Consider the following 23,205-nt stretch of genomic DNA (forward strand, 5'->3'; position numbering starts at 1 on the left):
TAATGGCGAGGCTTTTTGTGCTATTGGGCGCTGATTAGAGCAGCTTGTCCAGCGTAATTGGAAAGTCGCGGACGCGCTTGCCCGTAGCGTGGTAAATGGCATTGCCAACGGCCGCCGCTACCCCCACGATTCCTATTTCGCCGAGGCCTTTGGCACCCAGTGGGTTCACGATATCGTCGTGCTCTTCTACGAAAATCACTTCAATATCATGGATGTCAGCGTTGACGGCTACGTGGTACTCGGCGAGGTTATGGTTCATGAAGCGACCTAGGTTGTGGTCGAGTACACTCTCCTCGTGCAAGGCCATACTAATGCCCCACACCACGCCGCCCAAAATCTGGCTGCGCGCCGTTTTGGGGCTAATTACGCGGCCACCCGCAATGGCACTTACCACCCGGCGCACGCAGATCTGCCCTAGGTCCTCGTCTACTTCCACCTCCACAAACACCGCTGAGTGCGAGTTGCGGGCGTATTTCATTTGCTTCAAGAAGTTGGGCAGTGCGGTAGTTTCTTCCTCAATGAAGTTTACCTCGCCTTGGCGCATGGCTTCAATGATAGAAACGCCAGAGGCATAATCGCCTTTCAGCTGCACTTTGCCTTCTACAAACTCCACATCCTCGAAGCTAGCGCCCGATAGGGGGGAGTTCTTCATTTTCTTGGCCATCTTAAGCAGCTTCTTGCCAACGGCTTCGCAAGCTTCTTGCACAGCCGTGCCCACCGAGGAAACCGTCCAGGAGCCGCCTTGTAAAGGCGCTTGAGGCAGGGTCGTATCACCAAGCTTGAAAGTGACATCCTCCAAAGGCAACCCTAGAGTCTCGGCCGCAATCATTGTCATGGCCGTGTAGGTGCCCGTGCCGATGTCGGCGGTGCCACTACCTACGACCAGTTTGCCATCAATCGATAGGTTAGCTTTAGCAGCGGCTTTCTGCTGCTGTGCATCCCACATACCAGTCGCCACACCCCAGCCGATGAGCTTGGTGCCCTCGCGAGTGGAGCGAGGTTGTGGTTTGCGCCTAGCCCAGCCAAACTTCTCAGCTCCTTGGTGATAACACTCACGCAAGGCTTTGCTAGAGAAGGGCTTGCCTTCAAATTCGTTTTCCTCAGCGTAGTTGATTAGGCGCAGTTCCAGCGGGTCGATGTTGAGCTTATAAGAAAGCTCATCGAGGGCGGTTTCCGTGGCAATGATGCCAGTGGCCGCACCCGGAGCGCGCATGTCTAGGGGCGTGTAGAGGTCGAGGTTACGTAAGTAGTACCCTAGCTTTACATTGTCGCAGTGGTAGAGCATACCCGACCAGTTTACCACGGTTTCGGTGTACTCCTCAAAGCGTGAAGTTTCGGCTAGGGCTTCGTGCTTAATAGATTGCAACGTGCCATCTTGGGCCGCGCCCAACGCCACTGTTTGTAGCGTGCCTGGGCGGTGCCCAAAGCTAAACATCTGCTGACGCGTGAGCACTACCCGCACCGACCGCTTCAGTTCCAGCGCCGCCATAACGGCCAGGTAAAGCTGGTACTGGGGCCGTAAGCCCGAGCCAAAGCCGCCACCGATGTATGGGTTAATCACACGGGCTTCTTCCTTACTCAAGCCAAACACCTTTGTTACGTAGGTTTGGCTGTTAAAAGCACCTTGCGTTTTATCGTAGATCTTCAACTTGCCATCTTCCTCCATGATCACGGTGGAGGCAAACATCTCCATCGGGTTATGGTGTTCGGGCATGTGGAAGTACTCGGCCTCAAACTGTACCTCTGCGTTTTTAAAGGCTTTATCTGCGTTGCCGCGGTCTTTAGGCGGCACGAAACCTGTTTTGCCCTTGGGCGCTTTGTGACCTTTCGGCTTGCGGCGCAAATTAGTGTCAGGCTGCTCAGCTTCGTATTCCACCTTCACCAGCGACGCAGCGTAGCGGGCTACTTCAAACGAATCGGCTACTACTAAGCCAATGGGCTGCTGGCTGAATTTGATCTCAGCGTCGTAGAGTGGCTTGAACGGAGAGCCAGCTACTGAGTCGTCGTCCTTAAACTTGCGGTCGAAGTACGCGGGCCTAGGTGCGTTTTCGTGGGTGAATATCTGTAGTACGCCATCGAGGCTCAACGCATCGGAGGCATCAATTTTCTTGATCTTGCCTTTAGCAATTGCGCTCGACAGTACGTAGCCATACGTTAGGCCAGGGGTGTTGAACTCGGCGGCGTATTTTGCTTCGCCCGTTACTTTGGCGCGACCATCCACGCGGCTGGTCGGCTTCCCAACATAGGTAGTTGCTGTCATTATTTCTTTTTCATTTCAGTGGCCATCACCAGCGCCCGCACGATGGCGCGGTGTGCTAGCTCAATCTTGAATGTGTTGGAGCCGAAGCCCTTCGCGCCTTGCAGCAGCGCATCAGCCACTTTGCGGAAGTTTTCCTTCGTGGCTTTCTGGCCTTTCAATAAGGCTTCTGCTTCGGGCTTGCGCCAAGGCTTGTGAGCTACCCCACCAAGCGCCACACGGGCTTCCCGAACCGTATCGCCATCCAAATCGAGGCCCACGGCAACGGATACCAGCGCAAAGGCATAGCTAGCTCGGTCGCGCAGCTTGAGGTAGGTGTAGTTTTTGGCAAATCCTTCCGCTGGTAAGTCAATGCTGGTCACGATTTCGCCGGTTTTCACGGTGTTGTCGTACTGCGGCTCGTTACCGGGGAGGCGGTGGAAATCCTCGAACTTGATTTGCCGCTCGCCCTCTGGGCCCTTCACATTCACTACAGCATCTAGGGCTGCCAAGGCCACGCACATATCACTGGGGTGCGTGGCAATGCATTGCTCACTGGTACCTAGGATGGCGTGAATGCGGTTGTAGCCGTTGATGGCGGAGCATCCTGAGCCAGGCTCGCGCTTGTTGCAGGGCGTAGCCGTGTCGTAGAAGTAGTAGCAGCGGGTGCGCTGAAACAAGTTGCCGCCGTCGGTGGCCATGTTGCGCAGCTGGGCCGAAGCACCCGCCAAAATCGTTTTGGAGAGCAGCGGATATCGCTCTATCACTTCGGGGTGGTAGGCCGTATCGGCGTTGCTCACGAGCGCACCTAGGCGTAGGCCACCTTCGGGGTTGCTTTCCACTTGCTGCAAAGGCAAACGCGTGATGTCCACTAGGCGGTCGGGACGCTCCACGTTCTCCTTCATCAAGTCCAGAATATTGGTGCCGCCAGCAATAAACTTAGCCGCTTTATCCTGCGTGACTTCGCGTACGGCGGTATCCACCTCTTGGGCGCGGGTATAGGAAAAACTGTTCATCGTTTATTGGTTAGGCTGGCACACTTTCAGGGCTTGCTCTACGGCAGCCACAATTCCGGGGTAAGCACCACAGCGGCAGATGTTTCCGCTCATCAGCTCGCGGATGTCGTCGGTGGTTTTGGCGTGGCCTTCGTTGATCAGACCCACGGCCGAGCAGATTTGGCCCGGCGTGCAGTAGCCACACTGGAAAGCATCGTGCTCAATGAACGCCTCCTGCACCGGGTGCAGCTGGTCGCCCTTGCTCAAACCTTCCACCGTAGTGATTTCGCAGCCGTCTTTCATCACGGCCAGCGTCAGGCAGGAGTTGATGCGTTTGCCATCCACTAGCACGGTACAAGCGCCGCACTGACCATGGTCGCAGCCTTTCTTAGTGCCGGTTAGGTCGAGGTATTCACGCAGAAGGTCGAGCAGAGAAGTCCAGGGTGCTACCTCTAGCTGTTTTTCGGCACCGTTGATAGTCAGCGTCACACGCTGGAGTGGGGGTAGGCCTACAGCCACATCGCCGATTGGTTCGGTTAAAACTTTGCTGCTCATAGAGCAATAGATTAAGTAGGTGGTTGGATATTGACAGATGCAATACTGTGCAGCAAAAGCTGGCTAACTTGCAGCTAGCCGCGACTGAATGACGTACACGCCAGCTGATTGCTAGCGGTGCTACTACACACGAATTGAACTCGGTTGTACGACCCCCTACACTACTTAGTTAACTAGATTAATTCTAATAAAGCAGGATGTATCTAGCTGATACACCGCTGTATGCATTATAATATAACGAATCCTACCACAGCGTGGCGTAACCGGACAATAGCCTAAGCGAATGGGGGCTAGCGGCTTACCTAAGCTCAGCGATGCTCCCTAGGCTATTCGGTGCGGCTGAAGAAGCCAAATAGGGTAGGTGTTGGTTAAAAGCTAGGGCGCTGCGTGGTTATTTTACCTGATTGGGAATGCTCTGAGCAGGAACTAACTAGGTTACGGGGCTGGGGTACCTAGGTAGCGTTGGGCCGGAAACCACTGCTCGCAGTAACGCAGCCATTGGTGCGCCCCGATTAGCTCGTCGAAAACAGCAGCTAAGGGCGTTTTCGTCAATCCTACTGCTTGGTCGGCATACAAACGGCACTCCAGCGAGGGTGATAATACCCAGGCAATATATTGTAGACCCGCTTCGGCTAGGCGCGGCATAGCGTCCTGCGCTACCCATTCGGAAAAGTACCAAGTAGCTCCTATAACGTTGGAATTGTCGTTCAAAATCTTGCGGCAAGGAGTCTGTTGCAAGCAAGTCAGAAGACGTTCAACGCCCTCCTTAATCTGCGTGTTACCTAGCTCACCTTGCCAATCAGCATACAGCCATTGATTTTCCTCGTCGTACGAAATGATCAGAGGATCTGACTCAATTAGGGTAGAAAGGCTCATTTCCGAAATCTGTGATGCGTGTTGAGAAACAATAGCCTGCCAAAAGCTTTGCTGCCCTAGGGCTGAATAGCCTTGCTCTTCACAAGCTATAGACGTAACTAGTTGTGTTCGGTTCTATTGTGAAAAACGTTTTATTGACTAAGAAGGCCTTTTCGTGGGCTCTAACTAGCAGAAATAAAGAAAGCGCTATTGGCTAAGCCGGCTCGATCTGATGAAACAAAGAATGCTTTTGACTATGAACATAAGGATCCGATTGCCGATCAAATTTCACTGAACTATGTCAATTGATCAGGTTTCGGGACGTTCTGTGGAAATATAAGAATGAAAAGTTGATTGTACATTTTTCCGATGGCTACTTAGCCTTGCAAAGTATAGGATGACCAGAACGACCCTAAGAGTGCAGGAAGGTTTGGCCAGCGCAAGCAGCATTCTTTGTAGCTTCAAGTCTGAACTTTTGGAAGCACTACGCAGTGCCTTGCGTTACGCTAGCTAGGTAGTAACTGAAAGAATCGAGCATTCTCAGACCAAGGCTAACGTGCGCGAAACCATGCACCAACAGGTAGCTGCACCAGAAAAAGTATTTGTAAAATGCTGACGCGCAGAGATTTTATAGCCAGTCTGACTTTAGCACCATTCGCCCGGGTTGCGACTGGCTTCGCCGGCAAGCGGCTGTTAGATTTTCCTAAAAGCAGCTTGTCGAAGTTCAGCAAGCACCTGCACCCAATTGGGCGAGTGTTGGAAATGCCCGACTGGTACGTGTGGTGCAACAGCCCCATCTACGGACCCGATGGTAAGGTGCACGTGTTTTTTTCGCGCTGGCTGGCCAAACGGGGCATGGGCGGCTGGATCAACAGCTCGGAAATTGCGCACGCCATCGGCGATTCTCCTGCGGGTCCTTTTCAGTACGTCGAAACCGTGCTGGCCCCACGTGGCCCTGGCTTTTGGGACGCTACTACGTGCCATAATCCGCATATCCAGTTTGTGGATGGCAAGTACTGCCTGTTTTTTATGGGCAACTCCAATGGCAAGACCGACACCAAGCGCATCGGCCTAGCTACCGCTGATTCGCTCAATGGACCTTGGAAACGCCCTGATCAGCCCTTGCTTCTGCCCGGCGAAACGGGCGCCTGGGATGATCATTGCACGACCAACCCCGCCTTCGTGAAGCACCCGAACGGGCAATACTGGCTGTACTACAAATCGTGGAACACCGCCGACTATGTGAATGCAACAGATCCAGTCATTCGAGGCAATCGCAAGTACGGTCTTGCGATTGCCGATCAACTTGAAGGACCCTACGTGAAATATGCGGGCAACCCGGTAATTGATTTCTCTAAGCAGGGCAATAACAAGCAGTTTGAGGATGCCTACGTCTGGCGCCAGCACAACAAGTTTCACATGCTGGCGCGCGACATGGGCGTGTATAACCAAGAGGTCGGCCTCTACCTAGAATCGGATGATGGCAAGAAATGGGATTATCCGCTGATTGCCTTTCTGCCCGTGCGCGATTACGTGCAGGAGCCACCCGCGCCCGCTAACCTAAAGCGATATGGCCGCTTAGAGCGTCCGCAGCTATTGATGCGCAATGGGAAGCCCGAGTATATGTTCTGCGCTTCGCAAGGTGGGAAAGCCATGACGGCTTCTTCGTTTGTGTTCAAGATCAGCTAAACGCTAGGTGTAGCGCTGTATGGCACAACAGCAAAAAACTCAGCAGCAGGAGAGTGCGGGAAGGATTAGCAAGGTGACTAGTTCAGCTTTGCGCTACGAGAAACAGCCTAGTCTCTCTACCAGTTAAGTTGCCAGGTTGTCAACGATTATGATTTTTGATGGACAAACGTTTGCATTGCAAACGTTTCCGTGAAATCTTCTTAAATTGTAGCCCGGTTTTTCTCTTTTGCAGACGTATGAAGCTTCTTCCTGCCTTTGTTATCTTCTTGCTCACGTGGGGCAGTTATCTGCTGCAGCCAGTTACTACGAACGTAACCAAAGTGACCCTAGCTGGATGCAGATCTGGAGCTGATGGAAGAGTACTGAACAAGCCCAAAGCACAAGCAGCCACTGCTGCCACGAAGAAAGACGGCACCAGCATAGGTGACGCCGCAGATAAAGAGGCTTTCGCCGTTCTGAGCAGCCCCAATGTAAAACAATAAAGCACTGCGTAGCCAGACGAGAAGTGAGGTCTGGCTCCTGCCCCCGAACCTAGCTACCGCTGCGCTAACCGAATGCTCGGGAACTTCTTACCCATGTGCAAAGAGGCCGCTGCAATCCACCTAACCGGCACTCTACAGGAGGGTTTGCCTAGGTTCGAAAGCTAGTTTAGAATTATCCCACCCAGTCTTCCTCACGCTCACCTATTATCCCCTTACCCCATGAAGAAAACCTATAACTGGCGACGTGGTCAGCCGGTAGCGCTTGCCGCGCTGCTACTGCTGGCTAATCCTGCAGTCAGCTCCCTACAAGCTCGCCCATTTGCCAAGGCCGTTGCCGAGTGGCAATTGACGGGCCGGGTCGTTTCGGCCAATAACGAGGGCTTGCCTGGCGTGACTGTAGTGGTAAAAGGTACCACCAATGGTACGACCACGGGCGCCGACGGCGGCTTTACGCTATCAGTACCGGAAACGGCTGGGTCGTTGGTTTTCAGCTACATCGGTTATCAAACGCAGGAACGCAAGTTCTCAGGTGCCGAAACGTTGACCATCAAGTTAGTAGAAGATACAAAAGCGTTGGACGAGGTAGTAGTGGTAGGCTACGGCACCCAGAAAAAGGGCGACGTGACCGGAGCTATAGCTTCCTTTAACGCTGAAAAGCTACAAGAGCGGCCACTTGCTCGCGTCGATCAAGCGCTAGTAGGGCAGCTAGCTGGCGTGCAGGTGAAGCAGACGACTGGCGTACCGGGCCGTGGCTTTAGCGTGCAGGTGCGTGGCGCTGGCTCTATCACAGCCAATAATGAGCCTTTGTACGTGATTGATGGCTTCCCGCTAGAGGCAGCTGCTCAAAATGCCTCTGGCCGTTTCGGCAGTGGCAGTCCGCTGGATAATATCAACCCCAATGACATCGAAAACATTGAGGTGTTGAAGGATGCTGCGGCCGCCGCTATTTACGGTTCGCGGGCAGCCAACGGCGTCGTGCTGATTACCACCAAACGGGGCAAATCGGGCAAGCCGAAGATCAACTTGAACACCTACGCAGGCTTCACCCAAGCCGTGCGAAAGCTCGATATGCTCAACGCCGATGAGTGGATTGACCGCTCCGTTGAGATTATCAATGCCAACTGGGTAAACTCTGGCCCTGGGCGCCTTGCTACCCAAACCACAACCGAACGGCAGGCTGCGTTGAAGGTAACGACCATCGACCCCAAGTATATGATTGATGACCGGTGGCTACAGCCTGGTCATCCAGGATTGGACTTCGTAGACTGGCAAAAGGAAGCCTTCCGCACTGGTTTCACGCAGGATGTGCAGCTCGCCGCCAGCGGAGCTAGTGATTTTGTAAACTATTACGTTTCTGGTGATTACCTGAAACAGGATGGCATGGTGATCGGCCTAGGGTACAAGCGATACTCGGCCCGGGCGAACGTAGAGGTGAAAGCCAGTGACAAGTTCAAGTTCGGCTTGAACATCTCGCCCTCGTACTCCATTACCAATGACCCTGGTGTGGAAGGCAAGGACAACCTGCTCCACTTGGTGGTAACTAGCTCGCCGGTAGTGGAAAGTACGGCTGGCCTGAACACCAATACGGGCAACTTCACTTATTATAACTGGGGCACAACGCGCAACAGCCCACTTCGGCTGCTGCAAAACTCGATTGGTGACACCCGAACCTTCCGGACCCTAGGTACTATTTACGGTGAATTCCAGATTGTTAAGGGGCTAGCTCTGCGCTCGACGGCCAACATCGACAACACCGATGCGGAGTCGAAATCGTATACGCCAGCTTTCGTAAATGGTAGCCTAGGTAGTCGCCAAGCGGCGGGCTCCTATAGCGGCTTCCGCAAGCAGACGTTCGTAAACGAAAACACGCTGACGTATAGCAAAACCTTGGGTGGCAAGCACGACATCACGGGCCTAGCTGGTTATTCCTACAACTTCACCAAGCTATACGCGCAAGCACTTTCTGCTACGGGTGGTTTCGTCAACCAAGCTGTGACCACGCTAAATGCGGCGACGAACATCAGCGGCACGGGCAGCAACTACACCACTGAGACGCAAAGTGCGCTGATTTCGTACTTCGGCCGTGTGCAATACGCCTACGCCGGCAAGTACCTGCTGTCGGCCAGCATCCGCCGCGACGGTTCTTCCCGCTTTGGCGAGAATACCAAGTTTGGCGTGTTCCCCGCCGCCTCGTTGGGCTGGCGCATTTCGCAGGAAAGCTTCATGCAGGGCATCACGCCCATCAGCGACTTGAAGCTGCGGGCTAGCCTAGGTTACTCCGGCAATAACGGCATCGGCGACTACAGCAGCATCGCGACCCTCGGTATCTACAACTATACCTTTGGCGGCGCTCAGGCAAGCGGGCAGGCGCCTAACCGGGTGAACAACCCTGATCTGAAGTGGGAAAGATCCCGCACATATGATGTTGGCTTTGACTTTGGCGTGCTCAAAAACCGTCTGACGGGCTCGTTTGACTACTACACCAAAACCAGCAAAGATCTGCTGCTCAACATTCCGGTGCTGTCAGCCGCTGGTTTCAGCACGCAGCTAACGAACATCGGCGAAGTAGTGAACCGCGGTCTGGAACTGGAGCTAACCAGCCACAACTTAGTGGGGGCGTTCCAATGGAATACTTCCGTGAACGTGAGCCACAACTCTAATAAAGTAGTGCACCTAGGCGTAGGCGACGCTCCAATTGAGATTGTGTCTGCGTACGACATTCCGAACAACATCCTGAAAGTCGGGCAGCCGCTCTACAGCATCTATGTGGTGAAGCAAAATGGCATCCTGTCGCAGAGTGATATTGACGGGGGCGCAGCGCTCTATGGCTCCGAAACGGTAGGTGACCCGAAATATGTGGACGCTAACGGAGACGGCAAAATTGATCCAAACGACCGCCAGATCGTTGGGCACCCAAACCCGAATTATATCTGGGGTGTTACCAACAGCTTCCGTTACAAAGGTTTTGACCTAAGCGTACTGGTGCAAGGACAGAATGGCGGTTCCATTTACTCGCTGTTTGGGCGGGCCGTAGACCGCACGGGCACTGGGCAAGTAGATAACGTGCTCGGTTTGTACCGCGACCGGTGGCGCTCCCCCGAAGATCCAGGTGCTGGCCAGCGCGGCAAGGCGTATTCAACCTTCGGCCGCATCAAGAACACCGACTGGCTATACTCTTCCGACTATTACCGGGTGCGCAACATCACGTTGGGCTACGACCTAGGTTTGATCATCAAAAAGAGCATCGCGCAAGGAGCGCGCGTCTACGTGACGGCTGAAAACTTCTTCGGTCACGACAAATACACAGGTGGCTTCAACCCCGAAGCCGTGAACACCGGCGGCGGCGACAACAACTTCCCGGTAGGCGTCGATTACGGCGGGCTGCCGCTTGCCAAATCGCTCATTCTAGGGTTGAACTTTACCTTCTAAGCCTAGCCTTCCCTTCTCATGAAAAAAATAGTTTTTCTTTTGTCCTCGGTCTGCTGGCTTTCCCTGAGTGGATGCGAGAAAGATCTGGATCAAACACCGCTTTCCAGCGGCTCAACGCCGACCTTCTACCAAACCCAGGCTGATTTTGACCAAGCGCTGTCGGCCGCCTATGCTCCGCTAGTTGCTTACCCCACGCGGGCGCTTAATCTCTCCGAAACCCGCTCCGATAACATCTATGGCGTCGATGACCTAGGGGTGCGCGACTGGGCACCGGTCAACAACTTCTCGACGGCGCTAGTGAACAACCCCTACGTGGCGGAAGCTTGGAGTGGTAACTACAACGGCATTTTCCGGGTGAACACGCTGCTAGACCAGCTGGCCAACAACGGAGGTGTGGTGGCCGATGCCGCACGCACCCGCTACGAAGGCGAGGCTAAGTTCCTGCGAGCTTTCTACTATTTCGATCTGGTTCGCTTCTTCGGCAAAGTGCCCCTGATTGACAAAGCTCTGGTGCCAGCGGAAGTAGCGAAAGTGCCCCGCACGCCCGTGGCCGACGTGTACAATCTGATTATCTCGGACTTACAAACGGCTATTGCCAACCTGCCGGCCTCCTACGACGGCAGCGTGACGGCCGATAAGCCCAACGTAGGTCGGGCTACATCCAACGCTGCCAAAAGCCTGCTGGCCCTGGTGTACCTGACCCGCTCGGGTCCTACCTACGGTATTGAAGGTCCGGGCCTAGCCACCAACGAGTACACCAAAGCCCTGCCGCTACTGAATGAAGTGCTCAATAGCGGAAAGTATTCCTTCCTAGCTTCCTACCCTGATATTTTCTCCTACACCAACGAGAATAATAAAGAGGTCATCTTCGACATCCAGTTTTTGAGCGGAGGCGCAGGGCTAGGTAGCGACTTCCCCGGTCTGCTGGTGCCCGATGCCTACTTCACGGCGTTGAAAATTCCTTTTGCTTCAGGTGGTTTGGAAATCCGGCCGATTGCTAACGATCTGTTGAATTCCTACCCGGCCGGCGACGTCCGCAAAACCTTCAACTTCGCTCAGGGCTACACCAGCACAACCGGCTTCAAGGAAACGCGCTGGTTGATGAAGAAGTACCTAAACGAAAGCGCCCGCGGCACGACCCGCACCGACTGGGGCATCAACTGGATTGTGTTGCGCTACACCGATGTGCTGCTGATGAAGGCTGAGTGCATTCTGCACGGCGCCGGTGGTAGCCAGGCCGAAGTAGACGATGCCGTGAACCGAGTACGCACCCGCGCTGGCGTTACAACCAAGCTCACCGGCGTTACGCTACCGCAGCTGATGGAAGAACGCCGCCGTGAGCTGGCCGGTGAAGGCTCGCGCTGGCACGACTTGGTGCGCGAAGGCTTGGTACTTACCACCATCAACGCCTGGATTCCCAAGGAAGACACGCGTAACCGCATGAGCCGCAACGTAGATGCCAACCAAATCATCTATCCCGTGCCACAAGCTGAACGGAGTGCCGCTCCTGGCTTATATGATCAAAACCTTGGCTATCAATAAGGTCAGGTAATAATTAGCAAGCCCGGTTTTCGCAGAGTATATACACTGCGAGGCCGGGCTTCTTTTTTAGAATACGTACCCGTTACTTATTTGATGAGCGTTTCAGCATCGACTTCGCAGTATGTAGACCTAGGCCAAAAAGGCCGTACGGTGGGTTGGTTGTTGCTGCTTGGAATTGGGTTAATTGGGGCGCATACTTCAGCGGGGCAAACCGCCTATAAGACCAGCTCTAGCCAACCTAGCCGCTGGCACGACCAGCAGCGCACGCTCCGCTACCACCCCGATGGCCAAGACTTCGTCATCAGTCATGGCAACAAGCGCTTCACCCGCGCCCTGTACGGCACCAATACTGCTTTTCGCGTCGAGGCGGGTGACTTGCCGGAATTTGCGCTGTACCTGCCCGGCATGGGCGGCAACCTCAAGTTTGGATTGCTTGATGCCACTGGCCAGAGTAAATGGTTGATTAAAGCCGAGAAGATCACCGCCCGCTACCGCCCCGGTGGCATGCTCTACGACATTGAAGACCCGCTGCTTGGCACAGGGCAGCTGCACTTGGAAGTACTGGCTATGGCCGACGCCGAGGGCATGCTAGTAAAAGCTAGGTTCGATAAAGTGCCAGCCGGACAAGTGCGCCTGCTCTGGGCCTACGGCGGTGCTACGGGTAAAAAGTTTAGCCGCGACGGTGACATCGGTGCTGATCCGGAATCTAGTTTTTACCTAAAGCCAGAGTACTGCCAAGGCAACACGTTTGTGCTGACGAATAATGCCTTCACGCTCCAATATGGCGCCGAAGCTAAAAGTACGGAAGCCGAGCGCTACGAAATTCAGCCGGTCGGTCAAACGAAGAAGCCTACGCCTATGGTGCGCAAGAGCTTGCTTGGCGTGGTGCCGCCAACTTCTGCCACGCACCTAGCCGACGCCGCCCAGCAAGACTCACCGCAGCAACTCCTGGCCTCTAAAGTTGCGGGTGCACCAGTGCTGACGGGCGTGGTGCCGGCCAAAGCAGGAGAGGAGCTGTATGTTGCGGTGCAAAAGGCGGAGGAGACTGTGCGCCTGCGCTATGCAGATTTACCTAGCGCTTTTAGCAAGGCGGAAGCAGCCCGCCAACAACTTGCTAATCGGGTGCAAGTCGTAACGCCCGACCCGTACATCAATACCCTAGGGGGCGCATTGAGCGTGGCCGCCGATGCTATCTGGGAATACCCCTCGTATATGCACGGCTCGGTGGCATGGCGCATGCGCCTCAACGGCTGGCGTGGGCCGTACGTGGCCGATCCGCTCGGTTGGCACGACCGTGCCCAAGCGCACTTCCGCGCCTATGCTAAGTCGCAGCTGACTATCCCGGCCGGACCAATCGTGATGGACACGACCCTGAACCTAGCGCGCAGCTTGGAAAAGCTAGGCACTAGTGTGTACAGCGACGGCTACATCAGCCGCAACCCCGGCGGCGACTTCCGCCCGCACCACTACGACATGAATCTGGTGTACATTGATGCCCTGCTGCGACACTTCTACTGGACCGGCGACCTAGTGTTTGCCAAGGAAATGTGGCCCGTGCTACAGCGGCACCTCGCCTGGGAAAAGCGCAACTTCGACGCCGACAACGACGGCCTGTACGACGCTTACGCCACCATTTGGGCCAGCGACGCCCTGCAGTACAGCGGTGGCGCCGTCACGCATTCATCAGCCTATACCTATTGGTCGAACTCGGTGGCGGCGGCCATTGCGGCGCAGATTGGCGAAAACCCGGAGCCGTACCGCCAGGAAGCCACACAAATTCGGCAGGCCCTGAACACACGGCTGTGGCAACCAGGCAAAGGCTGGTACGCAGAGTATCAAGATGCTCTGGGGTTGAAGCAGCTACACCCGAGTGCCGGCCTCTGGACCATTTACCACGCCCTCGACTCCGAGGTGCCCGATGCCTTTCAGGCCTACCAAGCGCTACGCTACGTAGAGGCGGAGATTCCGCATATCCCGGTGCGCGCCGCAGGCCTTCCCGATGATGGCTACTACCTGCTGTCGACTACCAACTGGCAACCCTACGACTGGTCGCTAAACAACGTGGCAATGGCTGAGGTGCTGCATACTACCCTCGCCAACTGGCAAGCCGGCCGCCCCGAAGAAGCCTTCAAACTGTGGAAGAGTGCGTTGTTGGAAAGCATGTACCTAGGTTCCAGCCCCGGTAATATCCAGCAGATTTCCTTCTACGACGCCAACCGCGGCGAGCTATACCGGGACTTCGCTGACCCCGTAGCCATGACGGCGCGCTCGTTGGTGGAGGGCTTATTTGGCATTGTGCCTAATGTGCTGGCCGGTACGCTCACGATCCGGCCGGGCTTGCCGATGGCCTGGAACTCAGCCACCCTGCAAGTGCCCGACCTAGGTTTCGACTTCAAGCGCCAAGGCAACCACGATACGTACACGCTCACGCCGCATTTTGCCAAGCCCTTGAAGCTCCAGCTGCAAGTGCAAGCCCGCACAACGACCATTAAGAGCCTGACGGTGAATGGACAAAAAGCAGCGTGGAAAAACGTGGATTCGGCCGTTGGGCAACCTAGCATCGAGGTTGACAGCGCCCCGGCGGCGCAGTACGTAGTCACTATTGAGTGGGAAGGTGCCGCGCCCGATGTACCAAGCCTAGCTTCCGAGTATGCTACGGGCGCCGCAATGACTGTCCGCTTGCCGCATGCCAGCATCACGAAGCTGTTCGATCCGCAACAAATACTGCAAGAAGCCACGGCGCAGGGCAACGAGCTGAAAGCTAGGGTAGCGGGCGAAATAGGTAGTCGCACCGCCTTTGCCCAACTCCGCCAGGGCGAGCTAACGTGGTGGGCGCCGTTGCCAGTGGAGGTGCATCAAGCGTTAACTGTTAACGAATTACCCGAAACGAATAGCCTGCAATTTCAACTGCAAAACCATACGGATGCGCCCGTGCAAGCCCGCGTGACGGTCGGTAGGGGCAAGAGGGCATCCGTTGATGCTATTCGTGTGCCGGCGCATGCCATGTCGGCGGCTATAGCCGTGCCAGCTGCTCAGCTTGTGCCTGGTAGCAACCCTGTCGTGGTAGAATGGGGCAAAAACCAGCGCGTGACCCAACACCTATTGGCCTGGGCGGCCCCGGCTCAGGCGAATACGCGCTACGAAACCGTGGACCTAGCTCCGTACTACAACGATAAGGTGACCAGTATTTTTCAGAATAAATACCTGTCGCCGCGGCCGAAGGGGCCTACGTTGCAGTTGCCTACGCAGGGCATCGGCAACTGGTGCTACCCGCTCACGCAAGCCATTATCAACGACATAGGGTTGCGCAAGCTAGCTGGCCTGCAGAACCAGATTCAGCTGCCATGGGGCGCGCCGCTGCGCACGCCAAGTGCGGCCGGGGAGAAGAACGTGCTGTTTGTGTCGCAGTGGGATAATTACAAAGCCGAGCAAACGGTGCCGCTCAAAGGCAAAGCCACCCACGCCTACCTGCTAATGGCGGGCTCCACAAACCCCATGCAAACCCGCCTGACCAACGGCGAAGTCATCGTGACCTACGCCGACGGCTCCCGCGAAACCCTCGCGTTGCGCAACCCCGAGAATTGGTGGCCCATTGAGCAAGACTACGCCCAAGATGGCTTTGCTTTCACCACCGACGCCCCCAAGCCATGGCGCGTGCACCTGCAAACCGGCCTCGTCACCCGCGACTTCAGTCAGTACACGACCATCAAAGGTTTCAGCACCCGTGCCATCGAGGGGGGGGCGGCTACCGTGCTCGATATGCCACTAAACCCCCAGAAAAAGCTGAAAAGCTTAACCGTGAAAGCGCTGGCCAACGACGTTGTCATTGGGCTGATGAGCGCGACCTTGGTCCGTGAGTAAACTCCCGTCTCTTCATCTCTCCACACAGAAAACAACCTAAGCATTGCCTATGCCTTACCCTTCCAGATTCTTAGCTAGCCTATTCTTAACCTCCGGAACCCTAGGTGCTTTGCCCCTCGCTGCCCAACAAACCCCCATCGACCGGAAGGCGCTGGTGGAGCGGCATAAAGTGGTGAACACCAAGACGGACTCATTGTCGTCGCTGACAGTTGGCAACGGTAAGTTTGCCTTCACCACCGACATCACAGGCCTGCAAACTTTTCCTGAATACTACCAAAAGGGCGTGCCTCTGGGTACAGAATCGGAGTGGGGCTGGCATAGCTTCCCGAATCCTAACAACTACAAGGTGGAGGAGGCCCAGCGCGAGTATCTGCTCAATGGGCGAAAAATCCCTTATACCGTGCAAGTTAAGACGCCGGAGCGAGCCAAGGTGGCGCAAGATTTTCTGCGGGCCAACCCGCACCGCTTGCAGCTCGGCAACCTAGGTTTTGTGCTGCTGAAGAAAAACGGCGCGAAAGCCACCATCAAAGACTTGCGCGACATTCGGCAAGTGCTGAACCCGTGGACGGGCGAAATCACGAGCCACTTCACCTTGGAAGGGACGCCGGTTGATGTCGTGACGGTAGGGCACCAGGCTGAGGATTTGGTAGCCGTGCGGGTGAAGTCGCCGCTCCTGAAACAACAGCGCCTGAAGGTAGCTTTGCGGTTCCCGTTTCCGACCGCCGAGTGGGACGATACGGGCGTGAACTACACCCACAATGACCAGCACACTTCTACAATTGAACGGCAGAAAGGCCACACTGCCACGGTGTCGCATAAGCTGGATGCGGATCAGTACTTCGTGGGGCTGATCTGGAACGACGACGCGGCGAAGCTAGCTGCGGGGCGGCCGCACGAGTTTGTGCTCACGCCCGGCAAAACGCAAGACACGTTTGAGGTAAGCTGCCGGTTTACCGCCGCCAACAAGACCGACACGGTGCCACCCTTCGCGGCTGCTCTTGCAAATAGCCAAACGCGCTGGGCGGGTTTCTGGAGCAGCGGCGGCGCCGTTGATTTCAGCGGCACCCCCGACCCTAGAGCTGCCGAGCTAGAGCGGCGCATCATCCTGTCGCAGTATCTTATCCGCACCCAGACGACCGGCCACTTTCCGCCCCAGGAAACCGGCCTGACCTACAACAGCTGGTTTGGCAAGCCCCACCTCGAAATGCACTGGTGGCACGACATGCACTACGGCCTCTGGGGCCGCACCGACTTGTTGGAAGAAAGCCTCGATTGGTACCTACGCCCCGAAATTCAGGCCGGTGCCAAAGCCATTGCCAAGCGCCAAGGCTTTGAGGGGTTGCGGTGGCAGAAAATGACCGACAACCAAGGCAAGGAGGCCCCGTCGTCGGTGGGTGCGTTTTTGATCTGGCAGCAGCCACACCCCATTTACATGGCCGAGCTGGTGTACCGGGCACACAAGAACCCGGCAACGCTGAAGAAATACCAGGACATGGTATTCGGCACGGCTGAGTTTATGGCGTCGTACCCGTTTTATGAAAAAGACAAAGACCGTTACATCCTAGGGAAGGGCGTGATTCCGGCGCAGGAGCGCTTCAAAGCGGAGGAGACGTTCAACCCAACCTACGAGCTGGTGTACTGGCACTGGGCCCTAAACGTGGCGCAGCAGTGGCGCGAGCGGGCCGGCCTAGGGCGCAACCCAAAGTGGGATGAGGTGATCAAAAAGCTCTCGAAGCTGCCCGAAGCCAACGGCGTGTACCTAGCTGCCGAAAGCGCCCCTGACTCCTACACCAACCCCGAGTACAAAACCGACCACCCGTCGGTGTTTGGGGCGCTCGGCATGATGCCCGCCACGGGGCAGCAAGACGCCGCCACGATGCGCCGCACCTTCGACCTGATTTGGAAAGATTGGAGCTGGGACAAAACCTGGGGCTGGGACTTCCCTATGACCGCCATGACCGCCACCCGCCTCGGCCTACCCGACAAAGCGGTGGACGCGCTCCTGATGAAGGTGCACACCAACACCTACCTGCCCAACGGCCACAACTTTCAGGACGACCGCCTGCGCATTTACTTGCCCGGCAACGGGGGCTTGCTGGCCGCCATCGCCCTTATGTGCGCCGGGTATGAGGGCAGCAACGAAGCGACTCCCGGCATCCCAAAGGACTGGAAAGTGAAGTGGGAAGGCCTGCAAAAAATGCCATAAGCCCGCGGCGCAAAGCAGCTGCCCGGTACTGGCGACAACCTAGCTCAACGCGAAACTTTAGCTTTATCCTTTTCTCCCCTATGAAGACCTACTTTCAATTCCTGCTCGGTTTGTTGCTGCTCAGTCAGGCTAGCTGGGCCCAAACGAAACCTAGCGCGTCGACGACTGCCACAAAGCCGCTTTCGCAGCGCATGGCCGATTCGTTTATTGCCGAATACCCCGATTCCTTGGGCATTGCCAAAAGCAAGGCGGCGCGCTGGGGCTACGAGCAAGGCGTGATGCTGACGGCGCTAGAGCGCGTGGGGCAGCGCTCCGGCGACCCGCGCTATTTCAACTACGTGCGTAAGATCGTAGATTACTCGGTGCAGCCCGATGGCACTATCACCGGCTACAAGCCCGACGACTACAGCGTAGATAACATTCCGACGGGCCGCTCGGTGCTCACGCTGGCGCAGCGCTTTCCCCAGGAAACCAAATACCGCAAGGCCGCCGACTTGCTGCGCCAACAGCTCACCACCCACCCGCGCACCAAGGAAGGCGGCTTCTGGCACAAGAAGCGCTACCCCAACCAAATGTGGCTCGATGGCCTCTACATGCTGGAGCCCTTTTATGCCGAGTACAGCAAGATCTACAACCAACCCGCCAACTTCGACGACATTGCCAAGCAGTTTGCACTGATTGAAAAATACTGCGTCGATCCAAAAACGGGCCTGCTCTACCACGCCTACGACGAGAGCAAGGAGCAGAAATGGGCCAACAAGCAGACCGGCCAGTCGCCGAACTTCTGGAGCCGCGGCATGGGCTGGTACGCCATGGCCCTGGTCGATGTGCTCGATTACTTTCCCAAAAGCCACCCGCAGCGCCAGCAGCTTGTTAAAGACTTGCAACGCCTAGCTCCGGTGCTAGTGAAGTTTCAAGACCCCAAAACCGGTGGCTGGTACCAGGTAACCGACCAAGGCACCCGCGCTGGCAACTACATCGAAACCTCCTCGTCGAGCATGTTTGTGTACGCCATAGCGAAGGGCGTGCGCCTAGGGTACCTGGATAAAAAGTACGCGGCTGTGGCCCAAAAAGGCTATCAAGGCTTGGTGAAGAACTTCATTGAAACAGCCCCCAGTGGTGCCCTGGCCATGAACGGTACCGTGAGCGTAGGCGGCCTAGGTGGCGACCCCTACCGCGACGGCAGCTACGAGTACTACCTCAGCGAGCCAATCAAAAAGAACGATTTTAAGGGAGTAGGGCCGTTCATTATGGCGAGCCTCGAAATGGAAATGGCTAAGAAAGGTTTGTAAGAACGCGCCAAGGTGCATTCTTGCGGCCGGGTTTCGGCAACCTTTGGTAGCAGGCGAAGGTTAGCTTGGTATGAGGCTTCAACTTCGTTTCATCATCCTAGGGTGCCTACTGGTGGCGCCGCTCTTGGCCATGACGCAATCCGCTCAGCACCCTTCTTTGGCCGAGACGTTGCGCGCTAGTCGGTGGCAAAAGCGTATCGTGCTGCTTTATGCTCCTACTTCCGACAACGCGGAGTTCAAGCAGCAAAAAAGCCTTTTGGCCCAGGAGCAAGGCGCGACCCGCAGCCGGGACATTCAGGTGCTAGAGCTAGTTGCCACTCAGCTATCGGCCGCCGATAAACAGTATTTGCAACAGCAGGTTAAAGTCGACCCAGCGCAATTCGCCGTGCTGCTGATTGGCAAAGACGGCGGCGTGAAGCTGCGCCAAAAGGAAGCATTAACCACGCAGGAGCTGTTCGGCACTATTGATAAAATGCCCATGCGGCGGCAAGAAATGACAAAGGAATGAGGCGAGCCTAGCTAGGCTCGCCTCATTCCTTTGTCGTGCCAAAGAGACCAGTCCGGCCGCCGCCAGCGCAGCCGGACTGGTCTCTTTTTAATTTCCTCCGCCTGTGCTAGCTGGTTTGCTTTTGCTCGTGCCAGCTAGCTGCGTAAGCAGCTCCCGCACGGCTGTGTCCAGTTGTACGTCGCGGTTGGCATAGCTCTCCCCAATAGGCCGAGCGACGGGCACATCTACCGGACGCGGGTTCATCTCCATCACTTGCCCGTCGCGGGTGGCGCGGATGGTGGTGTTGGGCAGGCGCAGGCTGGAGCCATCGAGCAAGGAAACGTTAGACGTGAAGATGATCCAGCCGCCCGTTGGCTCACCCACAATCTTCCCTAGGTTCAGGGCGCGGTAGCCTTCGGTAAAGTCTTCGGCGTCGGAAAGGGAGTGCTGGTTTGTGACGAGGATGGTGGGCAGTTCTACGGCGCGCTGCCCCAGCGAGCCCCGCACCGGAATGGCTTGCGGCAGATTGCGGTTGGTCATGGTCAGGTAGCTGCGGCGGGCTAGCACGTCGATGGCGTACACGTTCACGAAACCACCGTTGTTGTTACGCACGTCCACCACCACGCCTTCCCGACCTAGGTTCTCAGCGTCGAGGTCTAGGTAAAGCTGCGCCAGTGAGTTGGCCGACATGTCGTACATGTGCACGTAGCCGAGGCGGCCGCCGCTGGCTTTGGCTACATAAGCGCGGCGCTCTTCCACCCATTGGCGGTACGCTAGGCCTTTTTCCGTGTCGCGGCTCAAGGGGCGTACCGCTACATCGTGGGCGCTGGTGCCTTTGGCGTTCGAAGCCACGCGCAAGGTCACGCGGCGGTTTACTTTGTATTGTAGCAGTTCGTCAAGGTTAACGGGAGCTATAAGTTCTTGTCCATCGAGGGCCAGGAGGTAGTCGCCGGGCTTGAGGCCAGCCAAGTCGCCTGCGCTTAGCGGCAGCACCGAGGTAATTTGCAACCGACCGCGCTGCTCGTATTCTTCGCGGTTGAATTCAACTCCTAGTCGGCCAGTGGAAGGCGAAACCGTGCCAGCGGCCGGGGCGGCTGGGTTCAAGCCCGTGTGCGAAGCATTCAGCTCCCCAATCATTAAGTTCACTAAGCGGCGCGCTTCGTCCACGGTGCGGGCGCCGGCAATATACGGGGCATACTGATCGTGCAGGGCCACCCAGTTGGCGCCGTTAAAGCTAGGGTCGTTGAAATGGTCGCGCAGGTAGCTCCAAGCCTGCTCAAATACCGCTTGCTTTTCGCGCTCAAAATCCACGTCCATCTCTGCCGAAACGGTCAGCGCACGTGCCTTACCTTTCTCCGGATCTACCGAAATAAGTTGAATCTTGCCTTGGTCGAGGTAATAAATCTCTTTGCCGTCGGGCGAAAATTGGGCGTCGCGCTTCAGGCCTACCGTGGACGTGAGCTGCTTGACAACGGCCGTTTCCCGGCTCAGTTCATCGAGCGAGTAGAGGTAGAGATTCGACTGATTTGCTACGAAAGCTGTTAGCAGTAGCCACTTCCCATTGGGGCTGATTGTGTGCGAGTTCACGTTGACGCCAATAGGCAGCAAGCTCAGCCGGCGCCGAATGTCGTCGAACACAATGCTCACCGGCTGCTTGGGAGCAGCAGAATCGGCTGCTGCTGCGTTGGCCGTGTTCTTGCCGCCCCGCTTTTTCCCCCGACCAGCCGCATAGCTAGGGCTAGCTGCTCGCCCGGAGTCGGGCGCGGCGGTAGGCAGCGGGCCGGCCGGCTTTACCGTTGGGGCCGTATTTTTATCGGGTGCTGTTGGCGTGGGAGTTTGTTGCTCGCGAAACAAGTCGCGGAACTGGTCTTCGCGGAAGCGCGGCGTGCGCGGCAGCAAATCGATGCGGGCCACCTGGGCGTCCTCGGTGCGCTGGCCGGTGTCGAAGAGGAGAAACTTCCCATCAGGACTCCACGATACGCCGTTGCTGTTGGTATTGGCCACAAAGCTGACGGGCCTAGCTTCTTTCCCACCCACCGCGGGCACCACCGAAACGTTGGTGAAGCGCCGCGCGCCGCGGGGCAGAAACGCTAGCCACTTGCCGTCCGGCGACCAAGTGAAAGAGCGCTCGGCGTGCAGTGGTATCCGGTCGAAGCTGGCGGTGGCCACTACGCTTTCCCGCTTGCTACCTAGGTCGAGCACGCGCAACTCGCGGGCATTGCGCTCGAACGCCAGCAGCTTGCCATCTGGCGAAAGGCGCGGCGACGCGTCGTTGAGCTTGTCGTTGGTGAGGCGCGTTTCCTTGCCCGTGCCGAAGTCGTAACGGTAGATGTGCGTGGCCGCGTCGCGCTCCGAAAGGTAAAGAAGGCTACGACTGTCTGGCGACCAAGAAATCTCCATTTCGGCGGCGGGCGTGATGGTCAGGCGCGTGGCCTCGCCGCCGGCCGTTGCGCTAGTGGCAAATACTTCGCCGTGCACCACAAAGGCCACCTTCTTGCCATCGGGCGACAAGGCTAGCTCTTGCAAGCGGTCGGTGAAGCGCACCCGCTCCACGGGGCTACCGGCCGGCGCCCCGCGGCGCCGAATAGCAATTTCCTTCACCTGCCCATTATCGGCATCCAAGGTCCAGAGGCGAAAATTACGCTCGAACACGATCAGCTTGCCGTCGTAGGAAATGCTAGGCCAGAGCAGGCGGCCATCTTTGAAGCTGGTCACTTGCCGGGCCGGGGAGTGGTCAAGGCCGATGGTCCAAAGGTTTTCGTTGCCGCCGCGGTCGGAGACAAAAAAGAGCCGTTGCCCGCCCGCGGCCCACATCGGCCACAAGTCTTTAGCGCCGCTCGAGGTCAGGGATTCGTAGCTGGGTTTGCCATCCTTTTCGCGCCGCAGCCAGATTTCGGCTTCGTCTAAATGGCTGTGTCCGTGGCGCCACCAGTAATTGGAAGCCACCCCGCGCGCCGAAAAAGCTAGGTTCTTGCCGTCGGGCGCCGGGGCCGTAAAAAACTCGTTAGCGTAGCGGTCGGCACTCACGGGCATGGGCGTGCCCCCGCCCACCGACACCCGGTAGATGTCGTTCATGGAGGCAATGTCGTGGCTGGTGGAGGAGAAGTAGAGCCACTTGCCGTCGGGCGACCAAGCGTCGAGCTGATCGTTGGCATCGTCGAAAGTGAGGCGCCGCAGTTGCCCACTTTCTAGGTTGAGCACGTACACGTCGCCGGCGCCCGTGCGAGTTGAGGTGAAGGCCAGCGATTTACCATCTGGTGAGTACAGCGGACGAGATTCGGTAGCGGGGTGTGCTACCAAGAGCCTCGCTTCGCCACCACCCACCGGCACCGTCCAGATGTCCCCACCCGATACAAAGGCTAGCTCGGTGCGGTCGGGCGACACGGCCGGCTCGGTGAAGTAAGCGGCCGTCGGTGGGTCGGCAGCCAGGGCAGAAGCGAAAGGCACTGCAAGCAAGCTAGCCAGCAGTAAACGCTTAGGAAAGCGTTGCACGAAAGTAGAATTAGGCATAGGTAAGGAAACAGAGCAAGTAGACCAAGCTGACGGTGCTTGGCACAAGAAGCAGTACAAGTGAAC

At 56.7% G+C, this 23,205-nt stretch carries 13 protein-coding genes; 8 read left to right on the forward strand and 5 right to left on the reverse strand.

The window, feature by feature from the left end; all coding sequences use genetic code 11:
- Positions 1 to 34 precede the first annotated feature (34 nt).
- The 4 genes from BXP70_RS10785 to BXP70_RS10800 all read right to left on the reverse strand — a co-directional run bounded on the left by BXP70_RS10785 (position 35) and on the right by BXP70_RS10800 (position 4,662).
- On the reverse strand, positions 35 to 2,260 hold the full coding sequence (locus BXP70_RS10785) for a xanthine dehydrogenase family protein molybdopterin-binding subunit (RefSeq protein ID WP_086594072.1): 2,226 nt from the start codon (positions 2,258 to 2,260) through the stop codon (positions 35 to 37).
- Positions 2,260 to 3,252 (reverse strand): FAD binding domain-containing protein, encoded by a 993-nt coding sequence (locus BXP70_RS10790; protein WP_086594073.1) that lies wholly within the window; start codon positions 3,250 to 3,252, stop codon positions 2,260 to 2,262. Before BXP70_RS10790 ends, BXP70_RS10785 begins: the two co-directional genes overlap by 1 nt.
- Positions 3,253 to 3,255: 3 nt before the next feature.
- A complete protein-coding gene (locus tag BXP70_RS10795; protein WP_086594074.1) occupies positions 3,256 to 3,786 on the reverse strand; it encodes a (2Fe-2S)-binding protein in 531 nt (176 codons plus the stop codon).
- A gap of 435 nt (positions 3,787 to 4,221) precedes the next feature.
- Positions 4,222 to 4,662, reverse strand: coding sequence for a hypothetical protein (locus BXP70_RS10800; protein ID WP_086594075.1), 441 nt, complete (start codon positions 4,660 to 4,662; stop codon positions 4,222 to 4,224).
- A 588-nt stretch (positions 4,663 to 5,250) separates the two neighbouring features.
- Between BXP70_RS10800 and BXP70_RS10805 the strand changes: the two genes are divergently transcribed.
- The 8 genes from BXP70_RS10805 (at position 5,251) to BXP70_RS10840 (ending at position 19,650) form a co-directional block, all read left to right on the forward strand.
- A complete protein-coding gene (locus BXP70_RS10805) occupies positions 5,251 to 6,330 on the forward strand; it encodes a glycoside hydrolase family protein (protein WP_143436452.1) in 1,080 nt (359 codons plus the stop codon).
- A 236-nt stretch (positions 6,331 to 6,566) separates the two neighbouring features.
- Positions 6,567 to 6,812 carry a hypothetical protein gene (locus BXP70_RS10810; protein ID WP_086594076.1) on the forward strand — a complete coding sequence of 82 codons (246 nt, stop codon included), beginning with the start codon at positions 6,567 to 6,569 and terminating at the stop codon, positions 6,810 to 6,812.
- Positions 6,813 to 7,031: 219 nt separating this feature from the next.
- The gene (locus tag BXP70_RS10815; RefSeq protein ID WP_086594077.1) at positions 7,032 to 10,241 is read left to right on the forward strand and encodes a SusC/RagA family TonB-linked outer membrane protein; all 3,210 of its coding nucleotides are present in this window, start codon (positions 7,032 to 7,034) and stop codon (positions 10,239 to 10,241) included.
- Between the two features lie 18 nt (positions 10,242 to 10,259).
- Positions 10,260 to 11,783 (forward strand): RagB/SusD family nutrient uptake outer membrane protein, encoded by a 1,524-nt coding sequence (locus BXP70_RS10820; RefSeq protein ID WP_086594078.1) that lies wholly within the window; start codon positions 10,260 to 10,262, stop codon positions 11,781 to 11,783.
- A 93-nt stretch (positions 11,784 to 11,876) separates the two neighbouring features.
- Entirely contained in the window at positions 11,877 to 15,644 is a 3,768-nt protein-coding gene (locus tag BXP70_RS10825; RefSeq protein WP_086594079.1) for a DUF4450 domain-containing protein, read from the forward strand.
- Positions 15,645 to 15,693: 49 nt separating this feature from the next.
- Positions 15,694 to 17,850, forward strand: coding sequence for a hypothetical protein (locus BXP70_RS10830; protein ID WP_086594080.1), 2,157 nt, complete (start codon positions 15,694 to 15,696; stop codon positions 17,848 to 17,850).
- 80 nt (positions 17,851 to 17,930) lie between these two features.
- Positions 17,931 to 19,142: a glycoside hydrolase family 88/105 protein gene (locus BXP70_RS10835; protein ID WP_317044464.1), complete on the forward strand. Its 1,212-nt coding sequence runs from the start codon at positions 17,931 to 17,933 to the stop codon at positions 19,140 to 19,142.
- A 70-nt stretch (positions 19,143 to 19,212) separates the two neighbouring features.
- A complete protein-coding gene (locus tag BXP70_RS10840) occupies positions 19,213 to 19,650 on the forward strand; it encodes a DUF4174 domain-containing protein (RefSeq protein WP_086594081.1) in 438 nt (145 codons plus the stop codon).
- 87 nt (positions 19,651 to 19,737) lie between these two features.
- On the opposite strand, the gene BXP70_RS10845 is transcribed toward BXP70_RS10840, so the two are convergent.
- Positions 19,738 to 23,139, reverse strand: coding sequence for a S41 family peptidase (locus tag BXP70_RS10845; RefSeq protein ID WP_086594082.1), 3,402 nt, complete (start codon positions 23,137 to 23,139; stop codon positions 19,738 to 19,740).
- Positions 23,140 to 23,205 lie beyond the last annotated feature (66 nt).

Source organism: Hymenobacter crusticola (genome assembly GCF_002154225.1).
GTDB lineage: Bacteria > Bacteroidota > Bacteroidia > Cytophagales > Hymenobacteraceae > Hymenobacter > Hymenobacter crusticola.